We start from the raw sequence: 19,376 nt of genomic DNA on the forward strand, positions 1-19,376 counted from the left end.
AGAAACCGTATCTGACACGCAAGCCAAAAGAACAAAAGAATAATCAGCCAGGCCCTAACGCCCAAAGTTTCATTTCATACCGGTTTCGCGCCCATCGAAACGATCCCGAAACAAACGAAACCCGGTGACACAAACCGGGAAATCCACCCGAAACATCCGTTTTCTAAGTACTGCGCATTCCAATGAACCGGAGCGCCGTCATGCGGACCAATACTCAGAATTACTTCAGAAGGCTCACCCCCGCCCAGATTGGCATGGGTTTTGCCTGGGTCGGTGTGCTGATTTACGCCTCGTCCAATTCCATCGCCAGCTTGCTTGTCGATATTGGCGCCGCGAACCCCGTGGCCGGTGGGCGCAATGCGATCACCTTCACCAACCTGCTGTTTCTGGGGTCATTGATTTCGCTCATCCCGATGGCAATCTTGTTTCGGAGCGACTGGACCCGTGCAAATCTGCGCCGCCTCTCGCGCCGCGACTGGGGGTTGCTGACCGTGTCGGCCTTTCTGTCGTCAGCGCTGACCCCGGGGTTGTTCTTTTTCGCACTGGAGCATTCAAGCGTCACCAACGTCGTGCTGGTCAGCCGGATCGAACCGCCGCTGTTTTTGCTGGCTGCAGGTTTGTTCCTGAAAGAACGGGTCAATCCGCGTGCCTTCGGGGCTGGCCTTGTTGCCTTGCTGGGCGCGATGCTGATGATTTCACTGCGCGAAGCAGGCGGTGAGTGCAATTTTGGCATGGGTGAGGTCGTCGCCGCGGCGGCCACCCTGTCCTATATCGCCTCGGCCATCGTGGCCCGCCGCGCGTTGAAAGCTATCCCTATGGGCATCTTCTCGATCTACCGCACGGCGGCAGGCTCGGTGATCTATTTCGTCCTGATCGTCACACTGCAAGGGCCTCAGCAGTTTCAGGACATCTTCTCACCGGTTTTGCTGAAATGGATATGGGTCTATGCGGGGATCGTATTTGTAATCGGTCAGCTGGCCTGGTTCTTTGCCCTGAAATACGCGCGCTCTGGTGACATGGCGCTGGCATCATCCTTCTCTCCGGTGGCGGGCATCATCTTTGCCATGCTGCTCTTGGGTGAAAACCCCGGCGCGGGCCTGTTGCCGGGCGGCGCGCTGATCCTGATGGCGATCTGCATTGGCCAGATGAAGACGCCGATCCTGCCGCGTATCCGGCGTTGGCAGCCTGTCATCGCGGTAGGTGGTTTCGCCCGGGCACTTGCCCCGCGGCCTGCTTATTGCCTGGCGCCCGTCGGTGGGTGATTTCAGTGGCGCGTTCAATCCGGATCGTAAATATAACCGATCCCACGGACAGTCTTGATGATCTGAGGCTTCTGCGGGTTCGGTTCGATCTTGCGGCGCAGACGCGAGATACGAATGTCGATGCTGCGGTCAAACGGATCCCACGACCGGTCATGTGCCTGCTCGAGGATCTGATCGCGATTGAGAACACGGCCCTTGTTACGGGCAAAAAGGCTTAGCAGGTTAAACTCCATCGCAGTCAGCGGCACTTCGTCCCCGCCGGAGGTCTTTAGCTGCGCCGCGGTCAGGTCCAGTGTAAATTCACCGAAAGGAGCGGTCGCCGGCGCCTCACCGGAGGTGGGCTTATCAACCGGTTCGGCCTTGCGTCGCAGCACCGCTTTTACGCGCGCTTCAAGCTCGCGCAGGTCGACGGGTTTCGCCAGATAATCATCCGCCCCCATTTCAAGGCCTACGATCTTGTCAATCACCTCGCCCGCCGCCGTCAGCATCACCACCGGGACCTGGTTGCTCGTCCGAAGCGACCGCAACGTCGTTAACCCATCTTCGCCCGGCATGTTGATATCCAGAAGGATCAGGTCGATATCTGTTTCGTCCAGACGCGCGCGCAGTTCATCGCTGTTCGCGGCAGCAACGATATTGAAGCCGCGCTTAGACAGGTATTCCTGCAACATCTCGCGCACATCGCGCTCGTCATCGCACACTAATATGGTTGAGGTAGAGTTCATTCCGGCTCCTGCTCTGCTGAAGCGATGATATCGGCGACGAAACCACGCAACTCCTTGGGTGATACGGGTTTTTCAACACAAGGCCGCTTTGACTCGGCCAGAAAGGTTTGCGAGGCACGCCCCATCGTATCTCCGGTTACGAATCCGGTTTTGTCAATCAGGTGCGGGAAGTCCCGCTTGATAATCTCAAAAAATCCGCGCCCGTCTGTTTCGGGCATGTTCAGATCGCTCAGGATCAGCCCGTACTCATGCTGCTGCATGCTTTGCACCGCTTTGCTCGCCTGGCTGAACACATCCACCTCAAATCCGCTGCGTGTCAGAATTTCTGCATTAAGTTCCGCGACCTCGGTTTCGTCATCCAGAATGAGAATGCGGATTTTGCGATCAGTCGGCTGGTGTATTTGCCTGGTTTCCGGCTTCGGGGGCGCGGCGACATCGACGGGCAGGAAAATCCTGAAGACCGAGCCGCCTTTGGGCGCAGATGACAGGGAAATGCTGCCGTTATGCGACTGGATGATCCGATGGCACAAGGCCAGCCCTATACCGGTCCCCTCGCCGACATCCTTGGTTGTGAAAAACGGTTCAAATACCCGACCGCGGATGCTGTCGGGGATGCCAGGCCCGTCATCCTTGACGATGATCTCGACCCCCTTCTTGTCTTTTGTCGCGCGGCTGGTAACGGTGATTTCAGAGCCTGTTTCGCCATCGCGCATCGCCTGTTCAGCGTTCAGAATGAGGTTGATGAACACCTGCGTGATCTGATCCGGATCGGCACAGAGCTTGGGCAGGCCCTCGGCCAACCGGCATTCCATCGACGCGCCATCACCCTTGTCACCATAGCGCGCCACGTCCACCGCCGTCTGGATAATCTCATTGATATCGACACGCTGCATCCGGGCCGGTTGCTGACGCGCCATGGTCAGAAAGGTCTTGACGATCTTGGCACAGCGTTCAGCGGCATGGCTGATCTTTTCCACCTGGCGCAAGGTTTCGGCGTCTTTGCAATCTTCACGCAACATCAGTGAATGTCCTACCACAACGGAAAGCGGGTTGTTCAGTTCATGGGCAACCCCGGCCAGCAATTCTCCCATCGCCGACAGCTTTTCATTCTGATAAAGCTGGTCCTGCTGCTGCGCGAGTTCTTCTTCGATCTGCATTTGCTCGCTCAGATCGCGAGTGTGCGACACGATCACCTCTTCCCCATCATAGTCGATCAGCCGCGCCGAGACCGCCCCCCAGAACCGTTCGCCCTTGGCATTCAGATACTGAGCCTTGAATTCCGTGACCGATCCTTTGCGACGCAGCTTTTTAAGATAACCTGCGCGGGTATCGGGATCGGCATAGAACTGTTTGGAGCTGTCGACCCGGCCAAAAAGCGATATCGTTTCGGGGCTGCTGAACAACACCTCGCCCGTGTCCGCCTTGGTCATCTGAATTGGCGTGGGACACGCTTCGAGAACGCGGCGGATCATCGCCTCGCGCTCTTGCTGATCGCTCAGGTCCATGATGGCGGTCACCACGTAGGTATCACCCTCGAATTCGACCAAACGACCCCATGATGTGGTGGCACAAAGCTCTCCGGCCGCGTTCCGCAGGGTGATGTGATAATCGTCAACCCGGCCCTTCTTTCGCAACTCGCTGATATAGTTTTCACGGTCAATAGGCTTCACATAATGCTCTAACGCGCTGCTCGTATTACCAAAAAGCGAGACCGCGCCGGGCGACCGGTAGAGAATGCGACCATCTTCAAGCCGCGCCATAACAATCACCATCGGGCTGGTTTCCAGCACCGTCCGCAGGATGTTTTCCTGTTCCCGAACAACCGCTTCGGCCTGAAGGCGCTCGGTCACGTCAATATTCGTGACCACAAAGCCGCCTCGGCTTGTCGGGCTGAATCGCGTTTCGTAGAACGAGCCGTCGGTCAGTGCGACAATACGTTTTTGACGGCCCTCTGTCTTTGTGAACGCCCGCCCCGATGCAAGTCTTTCGGCCATATATTCCTCGACCCGTCCAATAGCATCCGCATACTGGCCCCTCTCGGCGCCAGCCCTGACCAGATCTTCCCAGACCGCACCGCGCTCGATCAGGTCGCCGATCATTGGAAACATGTCGACATAGCGTTGGTTGCAGGTGACGAGCCGATGTTGGGAATCATAGACAGCGATGCCTTCGGATAGAGCCTCAATCGCATCCCACACAAGATCTGCCGCTTCGGGATTGCGTTCGAAAGTCGCTGGTTCAGTTCCGATTGTCATAGGCTTTTTTTATCCGTGCAATGTTTCAGCCCTTTTTCGGGAAGGCAGTCTTTTGTTTCAATTGTAACAGCAGCGGCCGGTTTCTGATCCAACGCTCCGCCTTACTATATTGTATTTATTGTATTTTTCAATTTTTCGATTTTTTACTTCGGAAGTTTCAATACTGAAACGAAAAAGCGCCTTGGGTGACAACAGACTGCAACCTTGACCCTTCAGAAGTTTTCCAATCGCAACAATCCGACGCGAAGGAAAACCAGGATGAAACATACATTTCCACCCCCCGGTGCAGCCAACGCGCCTTATCCCGCCCGACCGCGGTGTCACCGCGATTTTCCCGCAACCTGTCATCCGGGCACGGCCCCGGCACCACAACGAAAGGTCTGACCACATGTCCCATATCAAGGCATCCATTCTCGACACGATCGGCAACACGCCGATTGTGAAAATCAACAATATCGGCCCTAACGACGTCGATCTTTATGTCAAGCTTGAGGCGTTCAATCCGATGGGCTCGGTCAAGGATCGTCTCGCACTCGGCGTCATCGAAGCAGCCGAACGCGACGGGTCGCTCAAACCCGGCCAGACCGTTATCGAAGCCACCAGCGGCAACACCGGTATTGGTCTGGCAATGGTCTGCGCACAAAAAGGCTATCCGCTGGTCGTGACCATGGCTGAAAGTTTCAGCGTTGAGCGCCGCAAGCTGATGCGGTTCCTGGGGGCCAAGGTTGTCCTGACTCCGGCCGCGCAAAAGGGCAGCGGCATGGTGGCCAAGGCACGCGAGCTGGCTAAAAAACATGGTTGGTTCATGTCCCGGCAGTTTGAAAACCCCGCCAATACCGAAGTACATAGCCGCACTACGGCGCAGGAAATCCTGCGCGACTTTGGCAAGGATGGGTTGGATTACTGGGTAACCGGCTTTGGCACCGGCGGCACCCTCACCGGCGTATCCCGCGTGCTGAAGAAAGACAGCCCAAAAACCAAAATTATCGCCGCCGAACCGGACAATGCCCGGCTCATGGGCAGCGGCATGGTGCAGCCCTTCAATGCAGATGGCAGCGCCGCCGCCAGCCACCCCGAATTCCGCCCGCACCCGATGCAGGGCTGGTCGCCCGATTTCATCTCGGATCTGGCGAACCAATCACTTGAAGCCGGCTATATCGACCAGATGCAACCGGTTGCCGGGGCAGATGCCCTGGCGATGGCCAAGGCGTTGGCCTGCAAGGAAGGCATTTTTTGTGGCATCACCGGCGGCGCCACCTTCGCCGCCGCGCTTCAGATCGCCAGGTCGGCACGCAAGGGATCGAAAATCCTCGCCATGCTGCCAGACACCGGAGAGCGCTATCTCTCAACCCCGCTGTTCGAGGACGTGCCGACTGACATGACCGCAGATGAGATGGCGCTGTCGCATTCCACGCCGGGCGCGCGTTTCGACCTACCCACCCCTAACGGAGCCGGTAACGCCGTCAGCAACGGCACTCCGCAGACCCCGATCACCACCGGCCGTCAGGCCAACGCGCCAACACAGAGCGTCGACGCCTAAACTTCCGACGCAACAGGAGCCGTCAAAATGAAACAGGTACATTCCTTCCCCACCCTCGCAGGTCCGCTTGCTGCAGCCTCGGCCTATGCAACCGGGTATCGCGAGAGCAAGACCAACCTGCATCCGACGGCAACACTGGCCCAGTTGCGAAACTCCTTTGGCGGCGATCTGCCCGCCAAGGGCCAACCCGGCGAACAGGTTATTGCCGATCTCATCAAGGCCGCAGAGCCCGGGCTGGTCGGCAACACTCAGCCCGGGTTCCACGCCTGGGTCATGGGCAGTTCGCATCCGGTTGGTGTCGCCGCAGATTGGCTGACATCGGTCTGGGGGCAAAACGCCGCGCTCTACCAAGGTTCGCCAGCCGCCGCTACCGCCGAAGAGACCGCCTGCGACTGGCTGCTCGACATTCTCGATCTGCCGCGCGAGGCATCCGTTGGTATCACCACAGGTGCAACAATGGCAGGCTTCATCGGCCTTGCCGCCGCTCGCGACGAACTGCTGCGCCGGGCCGGTTACGACTTTGCCGAAACCGGCCTGCAATATGCGCCACCGGTGACAGTGTTCGTCGCCGAAGACACTCACGCGTCGAACCTTGCGGCGCTGCGGTATCTGGGTTTCGGAACCAACAACATCGTCGCGGTCGCCTGCGATGATCAGGGGCGGATGATCACCGATGACATCGCCCGGCATGTGGCAAGGGTCAGCGGCCCCCGGATCATCGTCGCCACCGCCGGTCACATCAATTCGGGTGCCTTTGACGATTTCCACGCCCTCGCCGATCTGGCCGAACGGCATGGCGCCTGGCTGCATGTCGATGCTGCCTTTGGCCTCTGGGCGCGCGCCAGCGTTTCGACCCGCAGCCTGACCAACGGGATTGATCGCGCAGACAGCTGGTCAACGGATGGACACAAATGGCTGCAAATCCCCTTCGACGCGGGTTTTGCCATCGTCCGGGACAGCCAGGCCCATCGCCGCGCCATGAACATCACCGCCGGCTATCTGCCCGACGACCCTGATGACGGTCGCAATGCGACTCACTTCAACACCGAACTGTCGCGGCGTGCACGTGGTTTCACGGTCTGGGCAACGCTCAAGGCGCTGGGCCGTGAAGGGATCGCGGACATGATACGCAACCATTGCGACTGCGCCAGCCTTCTTGCCCATAAGCTACGCAGGCTGCCCGGTATCCGGATTCATAATGATGTGATGCTGAACCAGCTGATCCTGTCCTTTGACCGGGGCCGGGGTGATGCCGATGCCAACCGAATGACCCAGGCGATGGAAGCGGCGCTGAACGCCGACGGGCAGCATTTCTTTCGAACCGCCACTTGGCAAGAGCGTTGCGTTCTGCGGGTTTCGATCATCAGCGTTGATACCGGTCCGGAGCATATCCAGACGCTTGCGCAAAAAATCGAAGCGCTCTGGCACGATATCCGCCGCTAGTCAGGCGGAAGGCCAGCGGCCACTCACGGTGTCGCTTGCTGAAACCTCGCCGGAGAAATTCGGCGGGGTTTTTCCTTCTATGCCGGATATCCGGCGCCACGCGTTCGGGCACGGTTTTGCTGAAACATATGAAACGCAATACCGCTAGGCGCGACCAAGGGCTGAAACACAGAAATCTTATCCTGTCTCACAACCCGGGCGCGGTAGATATCTCCTCGCTTACCTCCCTGCCCCGTGTTCGGGGACACATCATCTGTCAGGCTTTGGAGCCAAACGACTTTGACCACAGAAAGGAAAATAACATGGCCCGCTTCAAGATAAGCAACCGCTTCGCTGCATCCCAGATGGCGCTCACCTCTGCCCGCAATGGGCGTTCAAAACCCGTGCCCGAGACAAAACAAGGATATTTCCAACGTATCGAATTTGACGTCGCGATGATCTGAGATGTGGGCGCCTGGCTTATCAGCCGGGGCGCGATTGCACGGCCTGACGTCACAAACCAAATACTTCTAGGACTTACAAAATTGAAAACATTGACCGTTTAAGGCAATCTTGCGAAAATCCGGTTGCGCTGGCTTGATGCCAAAAGCAAGGCGTCGCGCCATTAGCGTGAATTGGGGGATTTATGGAAAAGGCACTTTTTGACAAATATGGCGGTTTTTCAACCGTCAGCAAAATCGTCCTGTCGCTCTATGACAGGTTGCTTGAAGATGATGATGTCGGGCCATTCTTCGATGATGTCGACATGCCCAGACTGATCGACCACCAGACGAAATTCGTCTCGTCGCTGATGGGCGGGCCAGCCTCGTTTACCGACGATCACATTGAACGCGCCCACAGCCACATGGACATCGACCATCTGCATTTCGACAAGCTGAAAGCGATCGTGTCGGAAACGCTGGCCGATTTTGACGTGGCTGAAGACGATATCAAGACAGTGCTCAGCGCGTTCGAGGACCGGCGCTCGCTTTTGGTCGAGAAACCCAATGTCAATTGAAGCCATCAATGAACAATTACTACGTGCAATCGGCGTGGGCGTCGCCCTGATTGCGCTCGACACCTACGCGGTGCGCTACCGGAACGATACGTTCAACGAATGGTTCGGTGAAAACGAGGGCGCTTCGACCGTGCCCGATTTTTTCCCGTCGCTCGATCTCGATGAGCTCAAGACCGCGATAGAAAGTGGCGGAAAACTGACCACCGAAACCTCTTTCAAGCTGCGTCGCCGCAAAATGACCGTGGCGCTGGAATTCAACCGCGCTGATGACGCGAGCGAAAACATCGCCGTGCTGGTCTGTCAGAACATCACTCGCATCAAGGAACTGGAATCAATGATAGATTCCTATTCGATGATGGTTGAACGCAATACGCATGAGATTAAACGCGAGAAGGAGCAGGTGGAAAAACTGCTTCTGAACATGATGCCGCGTGCCGCCTATGAAGAGTACAAGACTTTCGGCGTGGTCTCGCCGCGCCTCTTTGGTCCGGTCTCGGTGCTGGCGCTGGATTTTACGGATTTCGATGCCCTGCTGTCCGAGAATGAACCCGGCGTCGTGGTCAGTGAGCTTAATGATATCTATAGCGCATTCGACCGGATCGGGGCGCAATTCGGCTGCCAGCGCATCCGCACCAATGGCGACAGTTATGTCGCCGTGTCAGGCGTGCCGGACCCGAACGAAGGCCATGCGAAGGCCGTTGCCAGTTCCGCTGTCCGGTTCCTGCGATATCTGGAACGTCGCAACGCAACGCATCCAATCCAGTGGAACGCGCGGATCGGCGTCGCCGCCGGATCGGTCATCGGCTCGGTTGTTGGCGCCCAAAACTACATTTACGATGTGTTTGGCCCAACCGTTTCCGCGGCACTCAAATCCCGGTCCGCGGCGCAGCCGATGACCCTTGCGACAAATCAGGATTTTGCTCGTCAGGTCAGCGACAAATTCCTTGCCTCGGCGGTGACGGGTGACACCAAACCGTTCGAAAACGGTTTTGCGCTGATCGAGGAAATAGCCGATCAGGACCGGAAAGGCTGATGTGACTATGCAAGCGGCACCGGATATCCAACTTCCTGCCGACAAAGCGATGCGCGATATCGCCGAATTGCTGCAAGACGGGATTGCCATCTTTGACGCGGATGCTCGGTTGCGCCTGGTGAATACAAGCTTTCGCAACGCCTATCCGGGCCTATCGGATATCCTGAAACCCGGTCTGTCCTGGTCGCTTTTCCTACACGAGGCGGTCAATCGGGGCGCCATGCCGCTGCCGGTAAGTAAACGCCTGAACACCATCGAGACCGGGCTGAGCGATACCGTAAGCCCTTCAAACAACGTACAGATGCCGGCGACTTCGGCGACAACCCTCACTCTAAGATTAGGGCCAACAAGCGATGGCGGCTTTGCGCTGACCCAATCCGAAGCCATCGGTCCGGTTGATGATACCGAAGCGGCGCGTGATGCTGAAATCCTGTTGCGCAAAGTGCTCGAGGCATGTCCCAGCAGCCTTATCATGTCGCGCATCGCTGACGGGCAAATCCTCTATCGCTCGCCCGCCGCCACGGAATTGCTGGGCACCGACAAAAGCAGCTTTTCGCATTTCGCCCATGTCAGCGAGCGCGCCGATTTCGTCACGCTGCTGCTGCCCGACGCCGCCATCGACGACATGCGCGTCACCTGCCTGCGCCCGGACAAGACCGAATTTCCGGCACAGATTTCGGCCAGGCTGATCGACTATCGCGGCGAGGATGTCATTGTCGCAACTGTTGAAGACCTGACCGACGAACTGGCGGTTCAGGCTGAAATGGACCGTCAGAAAGAGCAGTTGTTTCAATCCGAAAAGCTCTCGGCCCTGGGGGAGCTGCTGGCGGGCGTTGCCCACGAGTTGAACAACCCCCTGTCGATCATCGTGGGTAATGCCGAAATCCTGCATGAAGAGATTGAAGACGAGGGCCTGAAACAACGTGTCGGCAAGCTCAGTCAGGCCGCGCATCGCTGTGTTCGTATCATTCGCTCTTTCCTGTCCCTCGCGCGTCAACAGCCGCTCGACCTCAGACCGCAGGACCTGGCCAATCTGATCGAGAACGCAATCGAAGCAGTGGCAAACGAGGCTGAAACCGTCAATATCAGGCTTGACGCCACGCCACATCCGGATGCCCCCGCCGTCATCGCCGATGAGGTGCAGCTGACACAAGTCATTATCAACCTGCTGACCAATGCCATACAGGCCATGCAGCAGGCGGGTGTCGGGGACCAGATCGTGGTGGGATGCCACTGGAATGCCAATACGCTCACGCTCAGGGTCACCGACAACGGCCCGGGTATTAGCGATGACATCAAAACCCGCATTTTCGACCCCCTTTTCACCACCAAGGATGTTGGCACCGGGGTCGGGCTGGCCTATTGCCACCGCATCATCGCCGCCCACAAGGGTCAGATCAGCCTTGAACGGACCACGACCCCCGGGGCCACTTTTTCCGTTGAACTGCCGATCGCCGTTAACGAATGAACATGTTGGCAAAAACCATCCTGCAAAGGCGTTGCGGCAGACGCGCGCCCCCGGCGCGACTGACATTGTTCCCAATACTATTGTTTGAGGGTAGAGAGTGACGCAAACACCTGCCAGCGGCGCAACCAGACCAGATACGAGAACCAGAATGCCAAAAGTACAGGTGGTTGTGCCGACTTACAATCATGCCCCCTTCATCGCGGAAACGCTCGACAGTATCCTTGCGCAGGAAACGACGCATGATTACCAGATCCTGATCCACGACGACGCGTCGACCGATGGCACCCGTGAAATCATTCAGGACTATGCCAAGCGCCACCCTGGCCGTTTCGAATGTATTTTTCAGGAAGAGAACCAGTTTCAGCAGGGCTGCAGGATCGCGTCACTGGTCTGGCCGCATTACAAGGCGCAATATATCGCCTATCTGGATGGTGACGATCTCTGGATTCGACCGGATAAGCTTCAGATCCAGGTTGACTTCATGGATAAGAACCCGCGGTGCATGATCAGCCAGACCCATTCGATCTTCTTCAACAGCAATACCGGCGAAACCATCGAACACTTTCCCCCGCCTGGAAAGCGCGGCGAGCGGACCTGTTTCGAAAATCTGGCGCCCGGCAACTATCTACTGTCTTCGGCGGTGATGCACAGGCGTTCGGCCTTGCCCAAACTGCCGTCGGACTTTGACGAGATCGGTTTTGGCGACTACGCGAAATTCGCTTTGATTGCCCGCAAAGGCTGGATCGGGCTGATCCATATCGAAGCAACCAAATACCGCATTCACGACAAAAACATGTGGTTTGGCAAATCGCTTGAGGAACGCGTGGCAAAGACCCAAATCGTGCAGGCCTACGTGGCAAAATATGCCCCCAAACCCTTTGATGCCTACTGGAAGTCTGAAAGCACCGGTGTCCCGTTAACAGCGGAACAGCAAATTGCGGGCAACAAGGCGCGCAGGCTTCGAAACGGGGTCGATGAGATATTGGGCGTCTTTCAGAAACCACTCTTTAAGATCAGAAGATTGATCGGTATCTGATGTCGCGCCCGGGCAGCAGACATCGTACCGGCGATTGCCACGAAAACAGCGTTTCGCAGATCAGGAGATTACCTTGACCCAATCGGACAGGACATCGGCCTTTCAAAGGAACGCCCGGCTCGAAGCCCTTTTGAAAAACCTGAACACATCAATCGCCGGAACCACGATGCCCGGTGGCGATACGCCGTCCCTAGCACCGCTGTTCATCCTGGGCACACCGCGCAGCGGCACCACCTATTGCATGCAATGGCTCGCAGCGAGCGGCGCATTCTCTTATCCATCGAACTTCATCGCCCGTTTCTGGCGGTCACCCTTTATTGGCGCGATGACCCAGCAGATGCTCACCGATCCCGATTTTGACTTTCGTGGAGAGTTTTCCGATGTCAGTTACCATGGCCCGGAACAGAATTCCGAACTAGGCAAAACGCGCGGCCTGCTGGCCCCGAATGAGTTCTGGTATTTCTGGCGGGCCATTTTCCCCGACGACAAGGATATCGGGATTGATCTGACCCGGGCCACCGTGGCTCAATTTGAAGAATTCAGCAAAAAACTGCGCGAGCTTTCAAGCGTTCGGGCCCGGCCCGTTGCCACCAAGGGCATGATCATCAACCATCAACTCGACAGCTTCGCCGCGAACATGCCAGAGGCGGTTTTTCTAAATCTCGATCGTGACCCGGCGCATGCGGCATGGTCGCTTCTGCGCGCGCGCGAACGGATGCATGGCGATGAGAATACATGGTATTCTTTCAGAACGCCGAACCACGAAGCACTAAAAGCCTTTCCCGCCCCGGAACAGGTCATGGGGCAGATCGAGACAATCCGCAGTGACCTGCACAAGCAACTGAACGCCCTGCCAAAAACACGGTGGCTGACACTGGACTATGCCGAGCTTTGCGGCGACCCCAATGGCTCGTTCGAAAAACTGCGCGCGCTTTATGCGAAGAATGGCCTGACGCTGGAGGGGGCGAACACCCTGCCCCCCACCAATCTGTCCGTGCCTGCCATACCGGAAGACGTGGCAATGGCTTTCAAGGATTACCAAAGACGCTAACGCGCCATCCTTGATTTTCATATCAAGAACAGCTCGCTAACCTATCGATTTTCGCGCTGCCACGTCAGGCATCCGCACCCGTCATGAGACGGGTAAGGTCTTCCGTGATCTGACTTTTCGTCGCCTGGCCCATGTCGGGATGAGTGGGGATATTTACGATATGCGCATACACGTCCTGCGTCATCGGCAGATCCGCCAGGGGTTTGTAATACTTGGCAAAATTGATGTGCTTGGTCAGGCGCAAACGCTCCAGCGGGATCGGCTCGACCGACAGGAATGCACAGCTGGTCTTCGGTGTCGGCCCATCAGGGGGCAGCAGTGGACGCAGGCCCATTTCCCGGGCAATTTCTTCGATACGTGCGGCCTGTTCGTGATAGCGCGGCGTCCATTCTTCTACCGCTTCCAGCCGGCTGATGTGAAACGCGCAGGCGATATCCGATATCTTGCCGTTGTTCATCCACAAATGTGCGGCTTCGGGCGGCGCCTCGTAATTGAGAAGCGTATAAAATTCCTCGGCCTGGTCTGCCGGGGTGATCGCCAGCCCCCCTTCGCCCAGCCCATAGGGCTTGGTCTGGTGCAGGCTGAAACTCTGCCACGGCCAATCGGGAATGCCGGCGCGAACACCTGCCGCATTGTCAAACAGCAAAGCCTTACCGGTTTCTTTGGCAAAATCGATATAGTCAGAAAAATCCTGCACCATGCCCAGTGTATTGACCACGATGACACCATCAAAACTGTCCGGGTCAAGCGCCCTGAGCGCCGCTAGATCGAGCATCCCGCGGGCATCGCAATCGACAAATGTCACATCCGCAAAGTAGCCGCGCCCCATGTTCTGAAACGTAAAGCTTGACGACACCCAACGCAGCTTCTGTCCGGCAGCCTGCTCGTGCAGACGCGCCATCGCCTCCAGTGCCACGCCGCCATTGGCGCAAGGTGTCACTCTCGCGCCCTCCGGCACTTGCAAGTGTTCGGCGAAAGCGTCTGCCATCCGGTGATAGAGCGGCCCCCGATTTGCCCAGAGGTTCTCTCTGGCGCAGGCCTCGAGCAGGGTCGAGACACGGTCCATCGCAGGGGTCTTGTTTTCGACAAATCTTATCACGCGCTGGCCCTCGGTTTCTTGAAAGATCACAGGGGGCGAACCCCGCATGCGTGGCTATCAGCCCGCCCGCACCAGCGCAAGCGGGGCACCGGTCATTCCAGCGTGTAACATCCCAGCATCGCGCGTATCTCAGCAGGGTCGTTGAACATCATCACATCAAGAATGGACAGGTTAGGCACGAATTCGGCGTCAAACTGACGATAGGCGACATCGCTGGATTGAATGAATTTAAGCTCAATACCATGAGAGCTGAAATCGCTTTTGTCATAGAGATCACGTCCGCCCGGTGCATTGACATAGATTTTCGTATCACGCGTCTTGCAGATCGCCTGAATACGCTCGGCCGCTCTAAGACCCTGCCCGGCCTGCAGATCGGACGATCTTAGAAGCAGCACATCAATGCCAAGATAGGCCTTAACCTCGATCAGCGATGCATAAAGAAAATCGGCAAGATTGCGGCTGTCGGGTTGCAATATCCTACCCAGCAGCGCCGACACATTCTGAAAATAGGGTGCGTTGGCGTAGGCATGCGCCACCTTCTTCTGCAGGTCACGGCACGCCTCGTCCCAATGATCGGTCAGATATCTTTCATTGATTCCAACCCTCGTACTGCCCTTGCGCAGCGGTAGTGTGAAGGTTTCGGCATTTCCATTCCAAAGCAGCCGGTTGCGATTAATCCAGCCCCTGGTGAACTGCACGTCGTCATAGACCACGAATTCATCCACCGCCTGCATCATCTGCCAATAGCCGATATAGGGCAGAAAATAGGGCTGCATTATTGCCACTCTCTTTCCTTGCCCGGGGGACTTTATGTCGGTGCTTTGTTGCAGCGCAAAACTCATCTACTAGAGTGGGCCGGGTATGTTACTCAGCCGATATCGCGCGCAAGCTAGGGGTTTTTGAATTGCACCACAAGTTGCTCGTCAACCCGGTATTCCTGATGTGCTCTGAGCGATCAGGAAGCAATCTGATTGCGCGTATTTTTGACGCCCACCCGGATTTTTTCGCCCCCAGCCCGGCACATCTTTTTCGGGTGTTTTCGACGCTTGATCAGAACCGCGATCTCAGCGCCGAAATCCTGCGCATGTTCGATCGGAAACTTGGCATCTGGATGCTCGACAACCAGCCGCAGGCAGAACGCGCGGCATTGCTTGCACAGGCCAGGACCTCGGCAGAAAAAATCGCGACCCTGCTGAACGCCGAAGGCCGATTGCGCAATCGCCCGCGTCTTTTTCTCAAGGAAAATTCCACGCATTCCTTCCTGCCCTTTATCGAGCAGGTATCCCGGAACCCGACCTATGTGCTGATGGTGCGCGACCCCCGCGACATGGCGGTGTCATGGGTCAACGCCCCGACACTGAGAGGCGGCGTTTTGCGGTCGGCCCGGCGCTGGCTCTCGGACGTCGAAGGGGCTCTGCAGGCCGACAAAGAAGGGCGCCGGATCGTGCACCTGACCTATGAGTCGTTGATCAGCCAGTCCGAAGATACATTGCGCCGTGTCTGCAAGGAACTGGATATCGAATTCTCCCCGGTCATGCTCGAACATGTCAGCAACAGCGAAGGCGTGGCGCAAGACGCAGGACGTACGGCGCTATGGCAAAACCTGTCCCGCGATATCATGCGCGACAATTTCAACAAGTTTCAGGGTCGGCTGGATGACAATGAAATCGCCTATATCGAGACCCTGTGCGGCCCGCTGATGGCACAGTTCGGTTATGCCAAATCCCGCCCGGCGGATGCCCCGCCTTTCGGATCGGAGGATAATTTTGACGATCTCGAGGCGGCGTTGAAAGCACGCGAGCCCTGGACCAAACCGGCCTATCAGGATCTGCCTCAGGACGAGCGCGCGCGGCTGAAAGCCTGGTCCGCACTCAAACAGGAGCTTGATGACAAATACGGCCTCTGATCGACAAGCCAGAATGACCGGCAGCGCCGACAATCGCGCGGGCGACGGTTTTCAATGGAAAATCGTGATCGGGCACGATACCAACGGCACGATACCCCGGACACACGGGACACTTTGACAGACACAATCAGCGACACCCATCGCATTAGGGCCGATTTTCGCCAGACAACCGCAAGACAGATCGCATGAAACTTCGCCAACTTTTCAGTTCAGACAATAAAACCGACCAACCGGACCCACGTCAGGACGAAAAGATTTTTTGCATTTCGTTTCAGCGTACCGGGACGACAAGTGTTGGCGGTTTTCTGAAGGAGTTGGGCTATTCCGTTGCCGACTGGTCCGTATCGCACCGCAACCAATGGGGCCGCAAATGGGTAGACGGCCAATTCGACGCGATTACCGAAAGCAAAGATTTCATCGCGCATCAGGGCTTCGAAGACGGGCCCTGGTTCGCGCCTGAATTTTACCGGTTTCTGTATCACCGGTTCCCGCGATCAAAGTTTATTCTGTTCGAGCGTGACGCCGATGCCTGGTTTCAATCGATGCTGTCCCATTCCGGGGGACGCTCTCTGGGTGTTACCGCCGTTCACGCCAAGATTTACCGCCGCGAGAGCGAATATCTGGATCTGTGCGCGGCAGCGGATGACCCAGAAACGGTTGATCAGAACGGTTTGGAACTGGCCGGTCACAAGGATCACTATATTGATATTTATCGCACCCGGAATCGTGAGACCCGCCAGTTCTTTCAGGCCCGCGACCCAAACCGGTTGTTCACCGGCAGGCTGGAAGATCCGGATAAATGGCGACGGCTGGCCGAATATCTGGGACATGATCCCGGATTGGCGCAAGAGGTTCACATGAACAGATCGCCACAATCGACCGGCAACGCATGACACCGACAGCGCCGTCCCAGCTGCCCGACGAACGCCCGCAACTTCGCTACAGCGTCGTTATCCTGAGCTATAATCAGGAAGACTATATCGGCGATGCCATACGCTCGGTTCTGACGCAGGAATGTTTCCCTGTCGAAATCCTGGTCTCGGATGACTGCTCGACCGATGGCACCTTTCATGCGGCACAGCGTGCCGTCGAGGGCTATCGCGGGCCGCACAGTCTTCATATGCGCCGCAACCCCAAGAATATGGGGCTAATCGCCCATATCAACCAGATCGTCGAGACGGCGACAGGGGATGTCATCATCCCGGCCTATGGCGATGATATTTCTCTACCGTCGCGCGTAGCCGAAATCGCAAAACTGTTCGAGGCGCGCGCACCCCTGCTCGTCCATTCCGACGCGATCGCCATAGACGAAAATGGCAATGAAACCCGTTCGCATTACCGGAAGGCGGATTTCTATCGCACCACCGACGCCTTGCAGACAGCGACATCGATGGCGCTATACTTGGGCGCTTCCGGCGCATGGCACCGCGAACTGTTCAGCAAATACGGGCCGATACGTCATCCCAATGTCTATGAAGATCACATTCTGGGTTTTCGTGCAGCGTTGGAGAACCGCGTGGCGTTCATCGACAAGCCGTTGCTGAAGTACCGCGAGGGGGTCGGCATATCCCACCAGCTGAACCGTGAGCGTCATCGGGAAGATGCCGGCACCCGCCGCAGGAAGATCCTCGATATGATGATCGCAACATTCAGTCAGCGGCTGGCGGATGCGGCAACGCATGGCATGTCAGCCAATCATGCGGTGATGAAGAAATTGCTTCGCGCAAAGCGTAAGGCGGAATTGCGGCGTGCCTGCTATGGCGGGATCGGGCGAATGGTGGCCGGCAACCTAAGCACGCCAGGCGCGGCATTGTCCGCTGCCGCCGCAGAAGGGCTCAGGATCATCCGGCGGCGATAACGGCCAGCTATTTCTTTTCGTCGTAGCCCTGTTTCTGCGCCTTGTAGAGCTGGGCATAAAGCCCGTTATCGGCCAGCAGCTTGGCATGTTTGCCCCGCTCGATCAGCTTGCCCTTCTCCAGCACGAAAATATTATCGGCATCCGAGACCGAAGACAGCCGGTGCGCGACCACGATGGTTGTCTTGCCCTTGGTCAGGCGATCAAGCGCGGTCTTGATCCGTGCCTCGGTGGCCTGATCCAGCGCCGATGTGGCCTCGTCCAGCAACAGGATCGGCGCGTCCCGCAGGAACGCCCGCGCGATGGCGATACGCTGCTTCTGCCCGCCCGAAAGCTGTGCCCCCTTTGGACCAACGGGCGCGTTCCCCCGGCTGCGGATGAAATCGGCAATCTCGGCGTCTTCGGCTGCCTTCCAGACCACCTCGTCGCTGGCGTCACGATTCACGTAGCGGATGTTTTCCCAGAGCGAATTGTTGAAAATCACGATATCCTGGGCCACGACCGAGAACGAGTTGCGCAGTCTTTCCAGCTTCAGCTTGTCGATGGGGATACCATCAATCGTGATTTCGCCGCCCTGCGCATCATAGAGCCGCGACAAGAGCGACAAGATCGTGGTTTTACCCGACCCGGTGGATCCGACAATCGCCGAAACCTTACCGCCTTCGAAGGTCATGTTCAGACCTTTGAACAAGGGCTGATCGTCGCTGTAGCTGAAATCGACATCGCGCAGCACGATGTCCGCGCCGGTGTCAAACTCCTCAATCGGGTCCGCCACATCGTTGATCGTGGGTTTTTCGTCGTAAAAGCCGCGAACCCGGTTGAGAATGACCAGATTGTTCTGAATCCCGCTCACGAACTGGGCAACCAGCCGCGCCGGGTCGAACACCATGACCATGCCAAGCAGGAAGGTGATGATTTCGGCCCCGTCCGCATCAAAATCGGGGCTCAGCACCATATAGCCGCCTCCGCCGATCACCAGGGCATAGACAAAAGCCGTCGAGAGGTCGATCGACGGCATGACAAGCGCCTGTGTCGTCTGTGACTTCAGGACCAGATCGCGCATCAGCGCCGTGCCTTTCAGCATGCGCCGACGTTCGACCTCTTCCTGGTTGGCGATCTTCACCGTTCGCATACCGTTGGTCATCTCCTCGATGCCACTCATGTATTCAATCGATGCTTCCTGGATCTTTTCCTGAACTTCCCTGACCCGTTCGGCGACATAGTTCATGACCCAGATGATCAGCGGCAGAACGATCAACGCTGTGGCGAACAGATACGGGTTTTTATAAATCAGGTATCCCGACACGATAACGACTGTCACCGAATCCCGGATGGCCCCGGCGACCGCACCGCCCACGAAGATGCCCAGTGTTTGCGGCTGCCCAACAACCTGTTGCAGGATTTTCCCCGATTTGGTGCGCTCGAAATAGGCCAGATCCAGGTTCATCATGTGGTCGATCATGTCACGGCGCACTTCGAACACGACACCATTGCTCATGCGCATCGACGTGATCGGTATCAGATAGGACATAAGCCCGCGCACCGAAAACAGGAAGAACACGTAGAGACAGACGCCAAACAGTTCCCGCAGCGTGCCGGATTCGAAAATCACGCGCAGGCCGTTTTCAGTCATCGCAAGAAATTGCTGATACACCACGCCCTGAATGATGATCATGCCAAGGATCAGCAGAATCATCTTCCAGCGA

Annotated in this window: 17 protein-coding genes; 12 read left to right on the forward strand and 5 right to left on the reverse strand. The window is 57.1% G+C overall.

Annotation, left to right across the window (positions count from 1 at the left end; translation table 11 throughout):
* Window positions 1-200: 200 nt before the first annotated feature.
* Window positions 201-1,262, forward strand: a complete 1,062-nt coding sequence (locus LC334_RS02740; RefSeq protein WP_223412853.1) for a DMT family transporter — start codon at window positions 201-203, stop codon at window positions 1,260-1,262.
* Window positions 1,263-1,276: 14 nt separating this feature from the next.
* On the opposite strand, the gene LC334_RS02745 is transcribed toward LC334_RS02740, so the two are convergent.
* The gene (locus LC334_RS02745; RefSeq protein WP_085798675.1) at window positions 1,277-1,987 is read right to left on the reverse strand and encodes a response regulator; all 711 of its coding nucleotides are present in this window, start codon (window positions 1,985-1,987) and stop codon (window positions 1,277-1,279) included.
* Window positions 1,984-4,242 (reverse strand): ATP-binding protein, encoded by a 2,259-nt coding sequence (locus LC334_RS02750; RefSeq protein WP_085798676.1) that lies wholly within the window; start codon window positions 4,240-4,242, stop codon window positions 1,984-1,986. Before LC334_RS02750 ends, LC334_RS02745 begins: the two co-directional genes overlap by 4 nt.
* Before the next feature lie 388 nt (window positions 4,243-4,630).
* Between LC334_RS02750 and cysK the strand changes: the two genes are divergently transcribed.
* The 8 genes from cysK (at window position 4,631) to LC334_RS02790 (ending at window position 12,810) form a co-directional block, all read left to right on the forward strand.
* A complete protein-coding gene (gene cysK, locus LC334_RS02755; RefSeq protein WP_085798802.1) occupies window positions 4,631-5,782 on the forward strand; it encodes a cysteine synthase A in 1,152 nt (383 codons plus the stop codon).
* A gap of 27 nt (window positions 5,783-5,809) precedes the next feature.
* Window positions 5,810-7,225, forward strand: a complete 1,416-nt coding sequence (locus LC334_RS02760; protein ID WP_085798677.1) for a pyridoxal phosphate-dependent decarboxylase family protein — start codon at window positions 5,810-5,812, stop codon at window positions 7,223-7,225.
* Window positions 7,226-7,527: 302 nt separating this feature from the next.
* Window positions 7,528-7,668: a hypothetical protein gene (locus LC334_RS02765; RefSeq protein ID WP_176237602.1), complete on the forward strand. Its 141-nt coding sequence runs from the start codon at window positions 7,528-7,530 to the stop codon at window positions 7,666-7,668.
* Between the two features lie 182 nt (window positions 7,669-7,850).
* Window positions 7,851-8,222, forward strand: a complete 372-nt coding sequence (locus LC334_RS02770) for a group I truncated hemoglobin (RefSeq protein ID WP_085798678.1) — start codon at window positions 7,851-7,853, stop codon at window positions 8,220-8,222.
* Entirely contained in the window at window positions 8,212-9,255 is a 1,044-nt protein-coding gene (locus tag LC334_RS02775) for an adenylate/guanylate cyclase domain-containing protein (protein WP_085798679.1), read from the forward strand. Before LC334_RS02770 ends, LC334_RS02775 begins: the two co-directional genes overlap by 11 nt.
* Before the next feature lie 7 nt (window positions 9,256-9,262).
* The gene (locus LC334_RS02780) at window positions 9,263-10,723 is read left to right on the forward strand and encodes an ATP-binding protein (protein ID WP_085798680.1); all 1,461 of its coding nucleotides are present in this window, start codon (window positions 9,263-9,265) and stop codon (window positions 10,721-10,723) included.
* A gap of 148 nt (window positions 10,724-10,871) precedes the next feature.
* Window positions 10,872-11,759, forward strand: coding sequence for a glycosyltransferase (locus tag LC334_RS02785; RefSeq protein WP_085798681.1), 888 nt, complete (start codon window positions 10,872-10,874; stop codon window positions 11,757-11,759).
* A 73-nt stretch (window positions 11,760-11,832) separates the two neighbouring features.
* Window positions 11,833-12,810, forward strand: a complete 978-nt coding sequence (locus LC334_RS02790) for a sulfotransferase (protein WP_139836274.1) — start codon at window positions 11,833-11,835, stop codon at window positions 12,808-12,810.
* A gap of 64 nt (window positions 12,811-12,874) precedes the next feature.
* Here the strand turns inward: LC334_RS02790 and LC334_RS02795 are convergent, their stop codons facing one another.
* Both LC334_RS02795 and LC334_RS02800 read right to left on the reverse strand, forming a co-directional pair.
* Window positions 12,875-13,939: a DegT/DnrJ/EryC1/StrS family aminotransferase gene (locus LC334_RS02795; protein ID WP_176237603.1), complete on the reverse strand. Its 1,065-nt coding sequence runs from the start codon at window positions 13,937-13,939 to the stop codon at window positions 12,875-12,877.
* 62 nt (window positions 13,940-14,001) lie between these two features.
* Complete coding sequence (locus LC334_RS02800; RefSeq protein ID WP_217809097.1) at window positions 14,002-14,685, reverse strand: WbqC family protein; 684 nt, start codon at window positions 14,683-14,685, stop codon at window positions 14,002-14,004.
* Window positions 14,686-14,813: 128 nt separating this feature from the next.
* Here LC334_RS02800 and LC334_RS02805 point away from each other — a divergent pair, with 128 nt between their 5' ends.
* From LC334_RS02805 to LC334_RS02815, 3 genes are all read left to right on the forward strand, one after another.
* The gene (locus LC334_RS02805) at window positions 14,814-15,815 is read left to right on the forward strand and encodes a sulfotransferase family protein (protein ID WP_139836275.1); all 1,002 of its coding nucleotides are present in this window, start codon (window positions 14,814-14,816) and stop codon (window positions 15,813-15,815) included.
* Between the two features lie 185 nt (window positions 15,816-16,000).
* A complete protein-coding gene (locus tag LC334_RS02810) occupies window positions 16,001-16,708 on the forward strand; it encodes a sulfotransferase (protein WP_085798686.1) in 708 nt (235 codons plus the stop codon).
* On the forward strand, window positions 16,705-17,673 hold the full coding sequence (locus LC334_RS02815) for a glycosyltransferase (RefSeq protein WP_085798687.1): 969 nt from the start codon (window positions 16,705-16,707) through the stop codon (window positions 17,671-17,673). The genes LC334_RS02810 and LC334_RS02815 overlap by 4 nt, the downstream gene beginning before the upstream one ends.
* Window positions 17,674-17,680: 7 nt before the next feature.
* On the opposite strand, the gene LC334_RS02820 is transcribed toward LC334_RS02815, so the two are convergent.
* Window positions 17,681-19,366 (reverse strand): ABC transporter ATP-binding protein, encoded by a 1,686-nt coding sequence (locus LC334_RS02820; protein WP_223412854.1) that lies wholly within the window; start codon window positions 19,364-19,366, stop codon window positions 17,681-17,683.
* Window positions 19,367-19,376 lie beyond the last annotated feature (10 nt).

The sequence above is a fragment of the Roseovarius aestuarii genome (assembly GCF_019966515.1).
Lineage (GTDB): Bacteria > Pseudomonadota > Alphaproteobacteria > Rhodobacterales > Rhodobacteraceae > Roseovarius > Roseovarius aestuarii.

Excerpts from the sequence above, each read along its gene's own strand:
- LC334_RS02740 (WP_223412853.1), top strand. The coding sequence starts at position 201 with ATGCGGACCAATACTCAGAATTACTTCAGAAGGCTCACCCCCGCCCAG.
- LC334_RS02745 (WP_085798675.1), bottom strand. The coding sequence starts at position 1,987 with ATGAACTCTACCTCAACCATATTAGTGTGCGATGACGAGCGCGATGTG.
- LC334_RS02750 (WP_085798676.1), bottom strand. The coding sequence starts at position 4,242 with ATGACAATCGGAACTGAACCAGCGACTTTCGAACGCAATCCCGAAGCG.
- cysK (WP_085798802.1), top strand. The coding sequence starts at position 4,631 with ATGTCCCATATCAAGGCATCCATTCTCGACACGATCGGCAACACGCCG.
- LC334_RS02760 (WP_085798677.1), top strand. The coding sequence starts at position 5,810 with ATGAAACAGGTACATTCCTTCCCCACCCTCGCAGGTCCGCTTGCTGCA.
- LC334_RS02765 (WP_176237602.1), top strand. The coding sequence starts at position 7,528 with ATGGCCCGCTTCAAGATAAGCAACCGCTTCGCTGCATCCCAGATGGCG.
- LC334_RS02770 (WP_085798678.1), top strand. The coding sequence starts at position 7,851 with ATGGAAAAGGCACTTTTTGACAAATATGGCGGTTTTTCAACCGTCAGC.
- LC334_RS02775 (WP_085798679.1), top strand. The coding sequence starts at position 8,212 with ATGTCAATTGAAGCCATCAATGAACAATTACTACGTGCAATCGGCGTG.
- LC334_RS02780 (WP_085798680.1), top strand. The coding sequence starts at position 9,263 with ATGCAAGCGGCACCGGATATCCAACTTCCTGCCGACAAAGCGATGCGC.
- LC334_RS02785 (WP_085798681.1), top strand. The coding sequence starts at position 10,872 with ATGCCAAAAGTACAGGTGGTTGTGCCGACTTACAATCATGCCCCCTTC.
- LC334_RS02800 (WP_217809097.1), bottom strand. The coding sequence starts at position 14,685 with ATGCAGCCCTATTTTCTGCCCTATATCGGCTATTGGCAGATGATGCAG.
- LC334_RS02810 (WP_085798686.1), top strand. The coding sequence starts at position 16,001 with ATGAAACTTCGCCAACTTTTCAGTTCAGACAATAAAACCGACCAACCG.
- LC334_RS02815 (WP_085798687.1), top strand. The coding sequence starts at position 16,705 with ATGACACCGACAGCGCCGTCCCAGCTGCCCGACGAACGCCCGCAACTT.
- LC334_RS02820 (WP_223412854.1), bottom strand. The coding sequence starts at position 19,366 with ATGATTCTGCTGATCCTTGGCATGATCATCATTCAGGGCGTGGTGTAT.